Origin of the sequence: Arthrobacter stackebrandtii (assembly GCF_017876675.1) — a bacterium.
Lineage (GTDB): Bacteria > Actinomycetota > Actinomycetes > Actinomycetales > Micrococcaceae > Specibacter > Specibacter stackebrandtii.
Genome location: NZ_JAGIOI010000001.1, coordinates 1,056,062 through 1,070,235, shown reverse-complemented (window position 1 = coordinate 1,070,235; position 14,174 = coordinate 1,056,062). Strand labels below are relative to the sequence as shown.

The 14,174-nt window shown below is 67.4% G+C and carries 5 protein-coding genes and 1 pseudogene; 5 read left to right on the top strand and 1 reads right to left on the bottom strand.

Going from position 1 to position 14,174, the window contains the following annotated elements:
- The first annotated feature begins 253 nt into the window (after positions 1-253).
- Both rlmB and glgX read left to right on the top strand, forming a co-directional pair.
- Complete coding sequence (gene rlmB, locus JOF48_RS04360; protein ID WP_209677629.1) at positions 254-1,249, top strand: 23S rRNA (guanosine(2251)-2'-O)-methyltransferase RlmB; 996 nt, start codon at positions 254-256, stop codon at positions 1,247-1,249.
- Positions 1,250-1,252: 3 nt separating this feature from the next.
- Positions 1,253-3,460 (top strand): glycogen debranching protein GlgX, encoded by a 2,208-nt coding sequence (gene glgX, locus JOF48_RS04355; protein WP_209677627.1) that lies wholly within the window; start codon positions 1,253-1,255, stop codon positions 3,458-3,460.
- A gap of 129 nt (positions 3,461-3,589) precedes the next feature.
- On the opposite strand, the gene glgP is transcribed toward glgX, so the two are convergent.
- Positions 3,590-6,205 (bottom strand): alpha-glucan family phosphorylase, encoded by a 2,616-nt coding sequence (gene glgP, locus JOF48_RS04350; protein ID WP_209677625.1) that lies wholly within the window; start codon positions 6,203-6,205, stop codon positions 3,590-3,592.
- A 378-nt stretch (positions 6,206-6,583) separates the two neighbouring features.
- Here glgP and JOF48_RS04345 point away from each other — a divergent pair, with 378 nt between their 5' ends.
- The 3 genes and pseudogenes from JOF48_RS04345 (at position 6,584) to glgB (ending at position 14,066) form a co-directional block, all read left to right on the top strand.
- Complete coding sequence (locus JOF48_RS04345) at positions 6,584-8,590, top strand: alpha-1,4-glucan--maltose-1-phosphate maltosyltransferase (RefSeq protein ID WP_245346746.1); 2,007 nt, start codon at positions 6,584-6,586, stop codon at positions 8,588-8,590.
- A gap of 4 nt (positions 8,591-8,594) precedes the next feature.
- A complete protein-coding gene (gene treS, locus JOF48_RS04340; protein ID WP_209677623.1) occupies positions 8,595-10,382 on the top strand; it encodes a maltose alpha-D-glucosyltransferase in 1,788 nt (595 codons plus the stop codon).
- Positions 10,382-14,066 (top strand): annotated as a pseudogene (gene glgB, locus JOF48_RS20135) (1,4-alpha-glucan branching protein GlgB). The gene treS and the pseudogene glgB overlap by 1 nt, the downstream one beginning before the upstream one ends.
- Positions 14,067-14,174: the final 108 nt, after the last annotated feature.

The following is a 14,174-nucleotide window of genomic DNA, read 5'->3' as shown; positions in this document are numbered from 1 at the left end:
GTCGTGTGCGGAAGAGGCGGGTGGGGAGCCGCGAAACACGAGCCGGCGGTGGGGCCTTGGATGCCAAGCATGGTGAGAAGGCGCACTTTTCACGTCGCATACATGGCCGATTTGCCTTGAGGCCGTAAGCTAATAGCTACGGGTTTGTTGTTTCCCGTTATCAAGCGTGCCAAAAATGTGCCCGCTGAGAAGATTTGTTTGACGAACTTCGGGGCCAACACTTAGGCACCGCACCAATCGTAAGGGTTTCACCATGGCCAACAATCCCCGTTCCGGCGCCGTCCGCAAGCTTAAGAAGGGCCCCTCCAAGGGCACAGGCGGACTGGGCCGCAAGGCGCTTGAAGGCAAGGGGCCCACCCCCAAGGCTGAGGAACGCACGTACCACAAGGCCTACAAGAACAAGGCGCTCGCCGAGCGCTCCGCCGCCAAGCGTGCCGGCACCAGCGCCTCCCCGCGCCGCAACTCCGGCCCCAAGGGCAAGGCCATGGAAGAGCTCGTCACCGGCCGCAACTCCGTGCTTGAGGCGCTGCGTGCGGCAATTCCCGCCAAGGCACTCTACGTTGCCGTCCGCATCGAGATGGACGAGCGCGTGCGCGAATCCATCAAGCTCGCCACCGAGCGCGGCATCCCGCTGTTGGAGGCCCACAAGCCGGAGCTTGACCGCCTCACCGAAGACGCAGTCCACCAGGGCCTGGTCCTGCAGATACCGCCGTACGAGTACGAAGACGCCGTGGACACCGCCAGCGAGATCATCGCCAAGTGGAAAAAGGGCCACATCTCCAATGCCCCGCTGATCGTCGCCCTCGACGGCATCACCGACACCCGCAACCTCGGCGCGATCATCCGCAGCGTCTCGGCCTTCTCAGGCCACGCCGTCATCATCCCGGAGCGCCGCAGCGCCGGAGTCACGGCAGCCGCATGGAAGACCAGCGCCGGCGCAGCCGTCCGCGTCCCCGTGGCCAAGGCCCCCAACCTGAACCGTGCCATCGGCGCCTTCCAGAAGATGGGCTTCTTTGTCCTGGGGCTCGACGGCGACGGCGACGTTTCGCTGCCGGCCCTCACCCTGGCGCAGGAGCCCGTGTGCATTGTGGTTGGCTCCGAGGGCAAGGGCCTGTCCCGCCTGGTCCGCGAAAACTGCGACCAGATTGTCTCGATCCCGATCGATTCCGCCATGGAGTCCCTGAACGCCTCGATGGCGGTGGGCATCAGCCTGTACGAGATCTCGAGGCAGCGCGCGGTCCAGGCGTAGCCCATGGCAGTGACAGTCATCCAGGCCATCAGCACCTTGGGCGCGGCACTGTCGCGCCATTTTCCGCTCGGCGTCACCGGGCTGCCGGCGGAACAAGGCCCGGATGCTGTCAACGTGGCGGTGTATTCGCCGTCGTTCAGCCACGTGGTGCTCTGCTTCCAGCCTCCCGGCGGCCACTGGAAGGCCGTCCTGCTGCCTGACAAGACCGACGGCGTCCACCACGGGTTGGTGGAAAACCTGCCCGTGGGCAGCCGGTACGGTTTCTACACCCAGCCCGGCGCCTCCCGGGAGGAAATGCTGCTGATCGATCCGGAAGCGGTGCAGCTGTTGCTGGATCCCTACGGCCACTACATCGAGCAGACGGACCAAACAGACCAGCCCGACGGCGTGGACGGTGCGGACGGTGCCGGCGCCGTCCACAGCGAAAGCCGCTACCTTTCGGTGCGGATGGACCGGGGGTTCGACTGGGGAGCGGCCCGGCGCCCCAACACGCCCTGGCGCGAGACTGTGTTCTACGAGGCCCACGTCAAGGGCCAGACCATGTTGCACCCGGACATCCCGGAAGACATCCGCGGGACCTATGCCGGCATGGCCCACCCGGCCATGATCAAGCACCTCCTGGAACTGGGCGTGACCGCCGTCGAGCTTCTGCCGATTCATTTCCACATCGACGAGCCGCACCTGCACGGCACCGGAAAAACCAATTACTGGGGCTACAACACGCTGGGCTTCTTTGCCCCGCACGTGGGGTACGCCAGCGAGGCCGCGCGCAAGGCCGGCCCGCAGGCGGTGCAGGCCGAGCTCAAGGGCATGGTCAAGCTGCTGCATGAGGCCGGCATCGAGGTCATCCTGGACGTGGTCTACAACCACACCGCCGAGGGCGGCCGCGGCGGCCGGACCCTGAGCTGGCGGGGCCTGGCCGAGGAACACTACTACCGGATGCGCGACGGCCACTACTACGACACCACCGGCTGCGGGAACACGCTGAACTTCGGCAACCCTCACGTCATCAAGATGGCCATGGATTCGCTGCGCTACTGGGTGGAGGAGTTCCACATCGACGGCTTCCGCTTTGACCTGGCCGTCTCGCTCGCCCGCAACGGCGTCCACGAATTCACCAACCAACACCCGTTCCTGCTCGCGGCGGCCACCGACGGCGTGCTCGCCTCCACCAAGCTCATTTCAGAACCGTGGGACGTGGGCTACGGCGGCTGGCAGACGGGGCATTTCCCCACCGGCTGGGCCGATTGGAACGACACTTTCCGCGACACCGTCCGTGAGGTGTGGCTGACGGACCGCGCGGCCATGCTCGCCGGCCACCACCGCAAGGGGCTGGCCACGTTTGGGGACGCCCTGGGCGGCTCGGCCGCGATGTTTGCCGCCTCGGGCCGCAGCCAGCTCGCCTCCATCAACTTCATCACGGCCCATGACGGCTTCACCCTGGCGGACCTGACGGCCTACAACCACAAGCACAACGAGGACAACCAGGAAGACAACCGGGACGGCACCGACAACAACCGTTCCTGGAACCACGGCATCGAGGGCATCACCAACAACCCCCACACCCTGGCCCAGCGCGCCCGCACCGCCCGCAACCTCATGGCCACCATGCTGCTGGCCCAGGGCGTGCCCATGATCACCGCCGGCGACGAGCTCGCCCGCAGCCAGGGCGGCAACAACAACGTCTATTGCCAGGACAATGAAATCGCCTGGATCGACTGGACCATGGACAGCGAGGCACTGACCATGCTCGCCGCCACCCGCCGCCTCCTGCAGATCCGCAAGGACTTCCTCGCCGCCCAGCCCAGCACCTACCCCACCCGTGGCGGCCAGGCATTCATCCACTGGTTCGCCGCCGACGGCACACCCATGACCCCGGAACGCTGGACCAACCCGCACGAACGCGTCCTGACCATGCTGATCGGCTCCCCGGACGGCACGGTCGACGGCCTCATCGTCTTCAACACCGGCGTCACCGACGAGCAGGTGGTGCTCCCCGCAAACCCGCGCTTCACCGGCCCCGACGGCTCCCGCGCCGGCACACCCCGCCCCTACATGCTGCGGATGTCCACGGAGGCACCTTCCTTCATGGACGACGGCGAACCAACCTTCCGCCTGCCCCGTTCGGTTCCGCTGGTGGAACCGGCAGACGCCGTGCGGGTGGACGCCAACACCGTCCAGATCTACCGCAACGACCTCACCCCGCGGTAACTGCCACGCCACTGGCCGAGGCTGTCGGGACCCACGACGTGGCAAGCTGGCGAGCGTCCATGAAATTTCATGGACACTCGCCAGCTTGCCACGTCGTCAGCGCGGACCTCCGATTGATGCAGCCGCCAGCTACCCCGTGGTGATCAGCGCCAGCTCCGCGGGGTTGGCCAGGGCTGCGTGCCGCGGGAGCACCTTGATGCCGTAGCCAAAATTGCCCGAGCGGTCGATCAGCAGATCCGCGGAGAACTGGTAGCGGCCGGGGCCGGTCTCCTCTGCAGATCCGAGTTCCAGGACACGCGTGTCCAGCAGCTCGTCGGAGTCGCCGGCTGTCCCGTACACCACGCTGACGGACACGTCCTCCGGGGCCAGCGGGCCCAGGTTGACGTGGGCGCGGACCAGGACGGACTCGCCGATCTGGGGTTCGTCGGAGAGGCCGTGGGACTCCACATGCTCCACATGGACCGCAGGCCAGGCCGGCCGGACCCGGTCGATCCAGGCCGCCAATTCGCGCACCGAGGCATGGTTGGCGGCCCGGGCGGCCCGGCCGGATTCGGCGGCGGGCCGGTACAGCCGTTCCACGTACTCGGCCACCATCCGGTTGGCAGAAACCTTGGGCCCAAGGTCGGCAAGGGTGTGCTTGATCATGGAGATCCAGTGCGCCGGCAGCCCGCCGGAGTGGGGCTGCGACGGCCCGGCAGCACCGGCGGCCGCGGCCACCACTTCGCCGTAAAACCGCGGGGCAACCTGCGTTTCGAGCAGCTCATACAGGGCTGCCGCCTCAATGTCGTCCCGTTCATCGTCCCCGGCCCCGGTATTTGCCGTCGGGATCGCCCAGCCGTTTTCGCCGTCGTACATCTCATCCCACCAGCCGTCCATGACGGAGAGGTTCAGCGAGCCGTTGATGGCGGCCTTCATGCCGGAGGTGCCGCACGCCTCGAGGGGCCGCAGCGGGTTGTTGAGCCAGACGTCGCAGCCGGGGAACAGCGTGCGGGCCATGGCGATGTCGTAGTTGGGCAGGAAAATGATGCGGTGGCGGACCTCGGGGTCGTCGGTGAACTGGACCAGGTCCTGGATCATTTTCTTGCCGGCGTCGTCGGCCGGGTGGGACTTGCCGGCGATGATGATCTGGATCGGGTGCTCCGGGTGCAGCAGCAGGGCCTTGAGCCGGGCGGGGTCGCGCAGCATCAGGGTCAGGCGCTTGTACGTGGGCACGCGGCGGGCAAAGCCGATGGTCAGCACATCGGGATCCAGCACGGAATCGGTCCAGGCGAGCTGGGCGTCCGCGGCGCCGCGCTTCTTCCAGGAGGCGCGCAGCCGCAGCCGGGCGTCGTCCACCAGGGCGGAACGCAGGCGCCGGCGCATCGCCCACACATCCGCGTCGCTGACCTCGTACACCTTGGACCAGTCGGGCCCGTCCAGCACCTCGGCGCCAAAGCGCTCCCGGGCCAGGGCTGCCAGGTCAGGGTCGACCCAGGTGGGCACGTGCACGCCGTTGGTCACGGAGGTGATGGGCACATCGGCCACATCGAAGCCCGGCCACAGCCCGGAGAACATGCCGCGCGAGACCACGCCGTGCAGCTTGGCCACGCCGTTGGCGCGCTGGGCCAGGCGCAGCCCCATGACGGCCATGTTGAACACGCCGGGGTCGCCGCCGTCGTAATTCTCGGCGCCCAGCTCCAGGATGGGGCCCACGGGCACGCCCGGCGCCAGCCCGCCGTCGAAAATGTGCTCCACCATGCCGCGCGGGAAGCGGTCGATGCCTGCCGGCACCGGGGTGTGCGTGGTGAAAACAGTGGACGCCCGGCCCGCCGCCAGCGCTTCGCCCCACGACAGCGGCTCCGGAGTCACCGAGGCGTCCATGAGCTCACGGATCCGCTCGATGCCGAGGAATCCGGCGTGCCCCTCGTTGGTGTGGAACACCTCCGGCGCCGCGGTCCCGGTGAGCCGGGCGTGCACGCGCAGCGCCTTGACCCCGCCCATGCCCAGCAGCAGTTCCTGCGTCAGCCGGTGCTCGCCGCCGCCGCCGTACAGCCTGTCGGTCACCCCGCGCGCGGCGTCATCGTTCCCCGCCACGTTCGAATCGAGCAGCAGCATCGGCACCCGCCCCACATCGGCCCGCCAAATGTGTGCGCGCAGCACCCGCCCGCCGGGCAGCGGCAGCGTCACCTGCGCCGGCGTGCCGTCGTCCTCGCGCAGCAGCGTCAGCGGCAGGGCATCCGGGTCCAGCAGCGGGTAGCTCTCCTGCTGCCACGCGTCCTTGGACAGCGACTGCTTGAAGTAGCCCGCCTGGTAGAGGAGCCCGACGCCGATGAGCGGCACCCCGAGGTCGGATGCGGACTTGAGGTGGTCGCCTGCCAGGATGCCGAGCCCGCCCGAGTACTGCGGCAGCACCTCGGTGATGCCGAATTCCGGGGAGAAATAGGCAATGCATTCCGGCGCGCCGGCCCCCAGCCCCTGGTACCAGCGCGGCTCGGACAGGTACGTCTCCAGGCTCTCCTGCGCCGCGTCCACCCGGGCCACCACGCCGGGATCGGCGGCGAGCTCCTGGAACTGCTCGCGGGACAGCGCCGCCAGCAGTGCCAGCGGGTCGCGGCGGGACTTCTCCCACAGCTCCGGATTCAGCGATTCGAACAGGGCGCGGGTGGGCACATGCCACGACCAGCGCAGGTTGGTGGCCAGTTTGGTCAGCGCGGAAATCTGCGCAGGAACGACGGTGCGAACGGTAAATCTGCGGATTGCCTTCATGCCGGTCACACTAGCCCACCGCCGCCGTGCCCCGACACAAGCTGTGACAAATTTGGCGCTTGTTACGCGCCGCCGTCCACCCGTGACGCGCCGCGGGGCCCTAATCGCCGCAAACCTTAGCAATCCGGGCCGGGAGTCGCTAACGTCTAGATTGTGAGTACATCCCAGCCTTCGCCCAAAGTGCCCGCCGCCGCAGCCCCGGCCACCGCTTCCGGGGATGGCGCTGTTTCAAGGCCAGGCACGACGGCGCCCGTCCCGCCTTCCGCTGTGCCCGCCGCGGCGGCTGCCGCTGCCGGGAGGAGGGCCGCGGCCGCCCCCGCCGCGGACACCCCCGCATCAGAGGCCGCCAAGGCCCCGGGCGCCGACCCCCGTGAGGGCCTGCGCTTTGGCCGGATTCCGGTAACCAACGTCCAGCCCGTCATTGAGGGCGGCGCCTTCCCGGCCAAGGGGATCCGCGGTGCCGACGTGCGCGTCAGCGCCGTGGTGTTCCGCGACGGCCACGACGTCCTGGGCGCCACGGCCATCCTGTTCGCACCCGACGGCAGCGAGGCACAGCGCGCCGCCATGGCCCCCGGGGCCAAGGGCACGGATTCCTGGGAAGGGGTGCTCACCCCCGCAGCGGAGGGCAGCTGGAGCTTTGCTGTGGAGGGCTGGACGGACCTGTACGCCACGTGGGCGCACAACGCCCAGGTCAAGATCAACGCCGGCGTGGACGAGGACGTCATGCTGGCCGAGGGCGCGCTGCTGCTGGGCAACGCGGCCAGGGAGGCCAAGGCGGCCGCCCCGGAGCAGGCCAAAATCTTCAAGCAGGCCGCCCGAACCCTGGGGGACACGTCCCTGAACACCAACGACCGCCTGGCCGCCGGCACCGGCAAGGAGGTGCGCGCCGCCGTCGTGCGCCATCCGCTCCGGGACCTGGTGACCCGCAGCGAAAAGTACCCGCTGCTTGTGGAGCGCGACGCCGCCGGCCGCGGCGCCTGGTATGAGTTTTTCCCGCGCTCGGAGGGTGCCCGCCGCCACCCCGAGACGGGGGAGTGGACCAGCGGGAACTTCCGCACCGCCGCGCACCGGCTCCCGGCCGTCGCCGCGATGGGGTTCGACGTGGTCTACCTGCCGCCCATCCACCCCATCGGCACCATCAACCGCAAGGGCCCCAACAATTCGCTGGTGGCGGGGCCGGCGGATCCGGGTTCGCCGTGGGCCATCGGCTCGGCGGACGGCGGGCATGACGCCATCCACCCGGACCTCGGCACGGAGGCGGATTTCGCGGCCTTCGTGGAGGCCGCCAGTGAGCTGGACCTCGAGGTTGCCCTGGACCTGGCCCTGCAGTGCGCCCCCGACCACCCTTGGGCCGCCGCGCACCCGGAATGGTTCACCACGCGCGTGGACGGCACCATCGCCTACGCCGAGAATCCACCCAAAAAATACCAGGACATCTACCCGCTGAACTTTGACAATGACCCTGCCGGGCTCAGCGCGGAGATCCTGCGCATTGTGCGCCTATGGGTGGAGCGCGGCGTGCGGATCTTCCGGGTGGACAACCCGCACACCAAGCCGGTCTGGTTCTGGGAGTGGCTCATCGGCACCATCAACGCAGAGAGGCCCGACGTCGTCTTCCTCGCCGAGGCCTTCACCCGGCCCGCCATGATGGCCGCCCTGGGGCGTGCGGGGTTCCAGCAGTCGTACAGCTACTTCACCTGGCGCAACACCAAGGAAGAGCTGGAGGAGTACCTGGTGCATGTGAGCCGCGAATCCGCCGGCTACTTCCGCCCCAATTTCTTCGTCAACACCCCGGACATCCTCACCGAATACCTGCAGTACGGCGGGCCGGCCGCGTTCAAGATCCGAGCCATCCTGGCGGCCATGTCCAGCCCGCTGTGGGGCATGTACGCCGGCTACGAACTGTATGAACACGTGGCCCGCCCGGGTTCCGAGGAGAACATCGACAACGAGAAGTATGAGTACAAGGACCGTGACTTCGCCGCCGCCGAGGCTGCCGGGAAGTCACTGGCCCCGTTCATCACCCTGCTGAACGGGATCCGCCGCGCCCACCCCGCCCTGCTGGACCTGCAAAACCTGAGCCTGCACGAAAGCACTGATGAGGCCACGCTCGTGTTCAGCAAGCACAAGGCCGTCGCCGCCACGGACACGGAGCCGGCCCGCAAGGACACCATCATCGTGGTCATCAACGTGGACCCCCACAGCATGCGGGAGGGGGAGGTCATACTGGACCTCGACGCACTCCACCTGGACGGGCTTTCCCCGGACGGGACTTTCATTGTGGATGACCTCGTCACGGGGGCCACCTGGAACTGGGGCAAGAGGAACTACTTCCGGCTGGACGCGCACATGGAACCGGCCCACATCCTGCACATCAGGCGTTAGCGCCATGGCCTTCACGTTCAGCAACAGTGCACCGCAGTTCAACCTGAATGCGCCCGGCGTGGCGCATGACCTGCACTGGTACCGGAAGGCCGTTTTCTATGAAGTCCTGGTCCAGAGCTTCGCCGACGCCAACGGGGACGGGACCGGGGACTTCGACGGGCTGATCGCCCGGCTGGACTACCTGCAGTGGCTGGGCATCGACTGCCTGTGGCTGCCGCCCTTCTTTGACTCGCCCCTGCGAGACGGCGGCTACGACGTCCGGGACTTCAACGCCGTCATGGACAGCTACGGCACGCTGGGCAACTTCAAGTCGCTCGTCACGCAGGTCCACGAGCGCGGCATGCGGATCATCATCGACCTGCCCATCAACCACACCTCCGATGAACACGAGTGGTTCAAGGCCTCCCGGGAAGACCCCGAGGGGCCCTACGGCGACTTCTACATGTGGTCCGACACCACGGAGCTCTACCAGGACGCGCGCATCATCTTCGTGGACACGGAGGAGTCCAACTGGACGTTCGACCCCATCCGCCGCCAGTTCTTCTGGCACCGCTTCTTCAGCCACCAGCCGGACCTGAACTTCCGCAACCCGGCCGTGTGCGAGGCCGTCATGGACGTGGCCCGCTTCTGGCTCGCCCAGGGCATCGACGGCTTCCGAGCCGACGCCATCCCGTACCTGTACGCCGAGGACGGCACCAACTGCGAGAACCTGCCGGAAACCCACCAGTTCCTCGCGGAGCTGCGCGCCATGGTGGACAGGGAGTTCCCCGGCCGCATCATCGTCGCCGAGGCCAACCAGATGCCGGACGAGGTTGTGGACTACTTCGGCACCGAAGAGGCCCCGGAATGCCACATGGCCTTCCATTTCCCCATCATGCCCCGCCTCTACTACGCGCTCCGCGACCAGAAGGCCGCGCCCATCATCGACACGCTGGCCAGCACCCCGGGCATTCCGCACGGCGCCCAGTGGGGGACGTTCCTGCGCAACCATGACGAGCTCACGCTGGAGATGGTCACGCCCACCGAGCGCGAGGCCATGCTGGGCTGGTATGCCCCGGATTCGCGGATGCAGGCCAACATTGGCATACGACGGCGGCTGGCACCTTTGCTGGACAACTCCCGCGCCGAGATGGAGCTCATCAACGCCCTGTTGCTCGCCCTGCCCGGCAGCCCCTTCCTCTATTACGGGGATGAGATCGGCATGGGCGACAACATCTGGCTCAACGACCGCGACGCCTCCCGCACCCCCATGCAGTGGAACCCCGACCGCAACGCCGGCTTCTCCAGCGCCGACCCCGGCAAGCTTTTCCTCCCCGTCGTGCAGTCGCTCGTTTACCACTACAACCACGTCAACGTGGAAGCGCAGATGGCCCACGGCAGCTCGCTCCTGCACTGGACCAAGCAGATCCTCAGCGTCCGCCGGGCCCACCCCGCCTTCGGCCTGGGCCGCTACGAGCACGTTGCCACCTCCCACGACTCCGTCCTGGCGTTCCTCCGCGTCCTGCCGGTGGGCAACGTTGAAGGGGAAGGACCTGAATCCGTCCTCTGCGTCTACAACCTCTCCCAACACCCGTCCGCCGCCAGCATCCAACTGCCCGCGCTCGCCGGCCGCGGCCTGCGTGACCTCTTCGGCTCGGACATCTTCCCGGGCATCGGCGACGACGGCCAGCTCACCCTGACCCTCGGCTCCTACGACTTCTTCTGGCTCCGCGTGCGCTCGCAGGCCTCCAACACGCTCTCCACGCAGACCCAGGCGCTGCCCGTCATCACCGGGTCGGAGTTCGGGTACTGATGGCGGGGCCGCTGCTGGACCTGCTGGCGGACTGGCTGCCGCACCAGCGCTGGTACCCGCGCAAGGGCATCGGCGGAGCGCGGCTGAGCGTTGCCGGCCGCATCGAGCTGCCGTCCCCCGACCCCGCCGTCCGGCTGCTGGTCCTGCTCGTCACGGTGGACTTTCCCCCTGACTCCGATCCCGGCCAGGACGGGCCCGCCGCTTCCCCGCACGACGCCGGATCCGGCCTTTTGCTGCAGCTGCCCCTGAGCATTGCCCAAGATGGCGCGCCTGTGCCACATACGGGAACCCTGGGTGCCGCGGGCACCCCCGGCGGCGGGCCCGACGCCGCGGCTGCCGCAGCCGATTCGCCCGCCTGCATTGGGTGGCTGGCGCCGCAGGCTGGTCTGCCTGGCGCCTGGGTCTTCGACGGGCTGGCGGACCGCCGCTTCGTGCAGGCCTGGCTGTCCGTCGCGGCGGGCACCACCGGGCTGCCAGGCGTGCAGCTGTGGCGCAACCCGGCCTGGCAGCCGGACGGGGGAGAAGAGCTCGGCTCCGCCGCGCTGGTGACATCCGAGCAGTCCAACAGCTCGGTCGTCTTTGATGTGGGCGGACGGCAGCTGATTGCCAAGTTCTTCCGAGTCCTGCACCGGGGCCTGCACCCTGAAGTCGACGTTGGCCGCGCCCTGGCCGCCGGTCCGCCTGTCCACGTGCCCGCCCTTCAGGCGGCGGCCAACTGGACACCCGGCGGGGCAACACTTTTTGGGGTCCATGACTTCCTGGCCGGGGCCACGGACGGCTGGGCAGTTGCCCTGGCAGCGGCCGGACCGGGCGCCGACTTTACTGCCCACGCCCGGGCCATTGGCACTGAACTGGCCAGGCTCCACACAGCCATGCGCGAACGGATGCCCGGCGTGCCCGGACGCGGTGCCGCCGTGGAGGACTTCACGCGGGCGATCGGCACCCGGCTGGAGGGCTCATGGAAAGTTGCGGGCCCCGCCGTCGGGCCCTACGGGGACCAGCTGCAGGAAGTTGTGGCACAACTGAACCAAATAAAGGCCCTGCCGCCGCTGCAGCGCATCCACGGCGACCTGCACCTGGGGCAACTGCTGTTCCGGGAAGAGGAGCCGGGGAGCGGGTGGTATTTCCTGGACTTTGAAGGCGAGCCGTTGCGCCCGTTGGCCGAACGCGGCCGTCCGGACGTGGTGCAGCGCGACCTCGCGGGCATGCTGCGTTCCTTTGACTACGCAGGTGCACAGGCCCGCGCCGGAACTGAACCCGTCGAAACAGCCGCACAGTGGGTGCAGGACTGCTCCCGGGCGTTCCTGGAAGGGTACGAGGACGTCATGCAGGCGGGGATTTCACGCACCGACCCCCTTTTCGTGGCATTGTGGCTGGACAAGGCGCTTTACGAGGTGGTTTACGAATTGCAAAACAGGCCCGGCTGGGCGTGGGTGCCGGTCAATGCGGTGCGGGAATTGTTTCATTCTAGGAAAGTGGTGTGACATGGCACTGAAAAAAATTGCCCCTCTGGCGGTCAGCGAAGAAATCCTGGCCCAAATTTCGGCCGGAAGCTACTATGCGCCGCACTCAGTGCTGGGCGCACACCTCGCCGGGGAGGATTTTGCCACCATCCGCACCCTCCGCCACCTGGCCACGGGTGTCGCGGTGAAGACCGGCGCCGGGGTGTTTCCCATGGTCCACGAGCACGGCGGAATCTGGGTTGCGGTCGTTCCTGTGGACGAGGCCGGCCACGTGCCCGACTACCGGATCGACGTCGACTACGGCCAGGGTTCGCACCGCACCGATGACCCCTACCGTTACCTACCCACCGTGGGCGAAGTTGACCTGCACCTCATCGGAGAGGGGCGCCACGAGACCCTGTGGACCGTCCTTGGCGCCCATGTGCAGCGCTACCACTCCTCCCTGGGCGAGGTCAGCGGCGTCAGCTTCGCCGTCTGGGTTCCGGCGGTGCGGGCAGTGCGGGTTGTCGGGGAGTTCAACGGCTGGGACGGGCGCGGACACGCCATGCGCAGCCTGGGCAACAGCGGCATCTGGGAACTGTTCATCCCCGACGTGGGCGCCGGCGCACGCTACAAGTTTGAGATCCTGACCGAACAGGGGCAGTGGCTGCAGAAGGCCGACCCCATGGCGCAGGGTACAGAGGTGCCGCCGCTGACGGCGTCGCGCGTGGTGGAATCCTCCTACGCCTTCAAGGACCAGGACTGGATGGCCCGGCGCGCGGCGACAGACCCGCACAATGCGCCGATGAGTGTGTATGAGGTGCACCTCGGGTCGTGGCGGCCCGAGCTCAGCTACCGTGAGCTGGCCAAGGAGCTGGTGGAGTACACCCGGTGGCTCGGCTTCACCCACGTGGAACTGATGCCCGTGGCAGAGCACCCCTTTGGAGGTTCCTGGGGTTACCAGGTCACTTCCTACTATGCTCCGACCTCCCGGTTTGGGCATCCCGACGACTTCAGGTTCCTCGTCGACTCCCTGCACCAGGCCGGCATCGGCGTCATCATGGACTGGGTGCCGGCGCACTTCCCCAAGGATGAGTGGGCGCTGGCCAGGTTCAACGGCGGCGCACAATATGAGCATGCCGATCCGCAGTTGGGGGAGCACCCCGACTGGGGCACGCTGATCTTTGACTTCGGCCGCAACGAAGTGCGGAACTTCCTGGTCGCCAATGCGCTGTACTGGCTTGAGGAGTTCCACATCGACGGGCTGCGGGTGGATGCAGTCGCATCCATGCTGTACCTGGACTATTCGCGTGATGACGGCGCCTGGAGCCCCAACCGCTTTGGCGGCCGCGAGAACCTGGAAGCCATCAGCTTCCTGCAGGAAATGAACGCCACCGCCTACCGGCGCAACCCCGGCATTGTCACCATCGCCGAAGAATCCACGGCCTTTGCCGGTGTCACCGCCCCCACCAGCGGTGGGGGGCTGGGCTTCGGCATCAAGTGGAACATGGGCTGGATGCACGACTCGCTCAAGTACATGGCGGAGGACCCGGTCAACCGGGGCTGGCACCACAACCAAATCACGTTCTCCCTGGTCTACGCGTTTACCGAGAACTTCCTGCTGCCCATCAGCCACGATGAGGTGGTGCACGGCAAGGGATCCCTTCTGCGCAAGATGCCGGGGGACCGGTGGCAGCAGCTCGCCAACTTGCGCGCCTACCTGGCGTTCCAGTGGGCCCACCCGGGCAAGCAGCTGATCTTCATGGGAACCGAGTTTGCCCAGGAAGCGGAATGGAGTGAACAGCACGGCCTCGATTGGTGGCTGACGGAGAACCCTGCCCACGAAGGGGTCCAGCAACTTGTCCGCGAACTGAACCGCAGTTATGCCGGCAACCCCGCGCTCTTTGAACTGGACAATGTCCCGGAGGGCTTCACCTGGATCAACGGCGGGGACACGGCCCACAACGTGCTCTCCTTCGTCAGGTGGGACAAGGCCGGGAACCCGCTTGTGTGCGTATTCAACTTTGCCGGCGTCGCCTACGAGGATTTCAACGTCGGGGTCCCGGCCGGAGGGGTGTGGAAGGAGGTCCTGAACACCGATCTTGCCGAGTACGGCGGATCGGATGTCCGGAACATCGGCGGTCTCTCCGCCAAGCGGCTTCCCTGGGATGGCCAGGACCACACTGTGACCCTGAGGGTGCCGCCCCTCGCAGCACTGTATTTGGCACCCAAAAACGCCTAGAACCCGGGGAATTTTTGGGCACCTCCCCTCCGTTTGGTGTTCACGGCGGGGAGGTGCTAGAGTTAGTACTCCGCTGAACGAACCGTTCAGATCCGGACAAGACCAAAT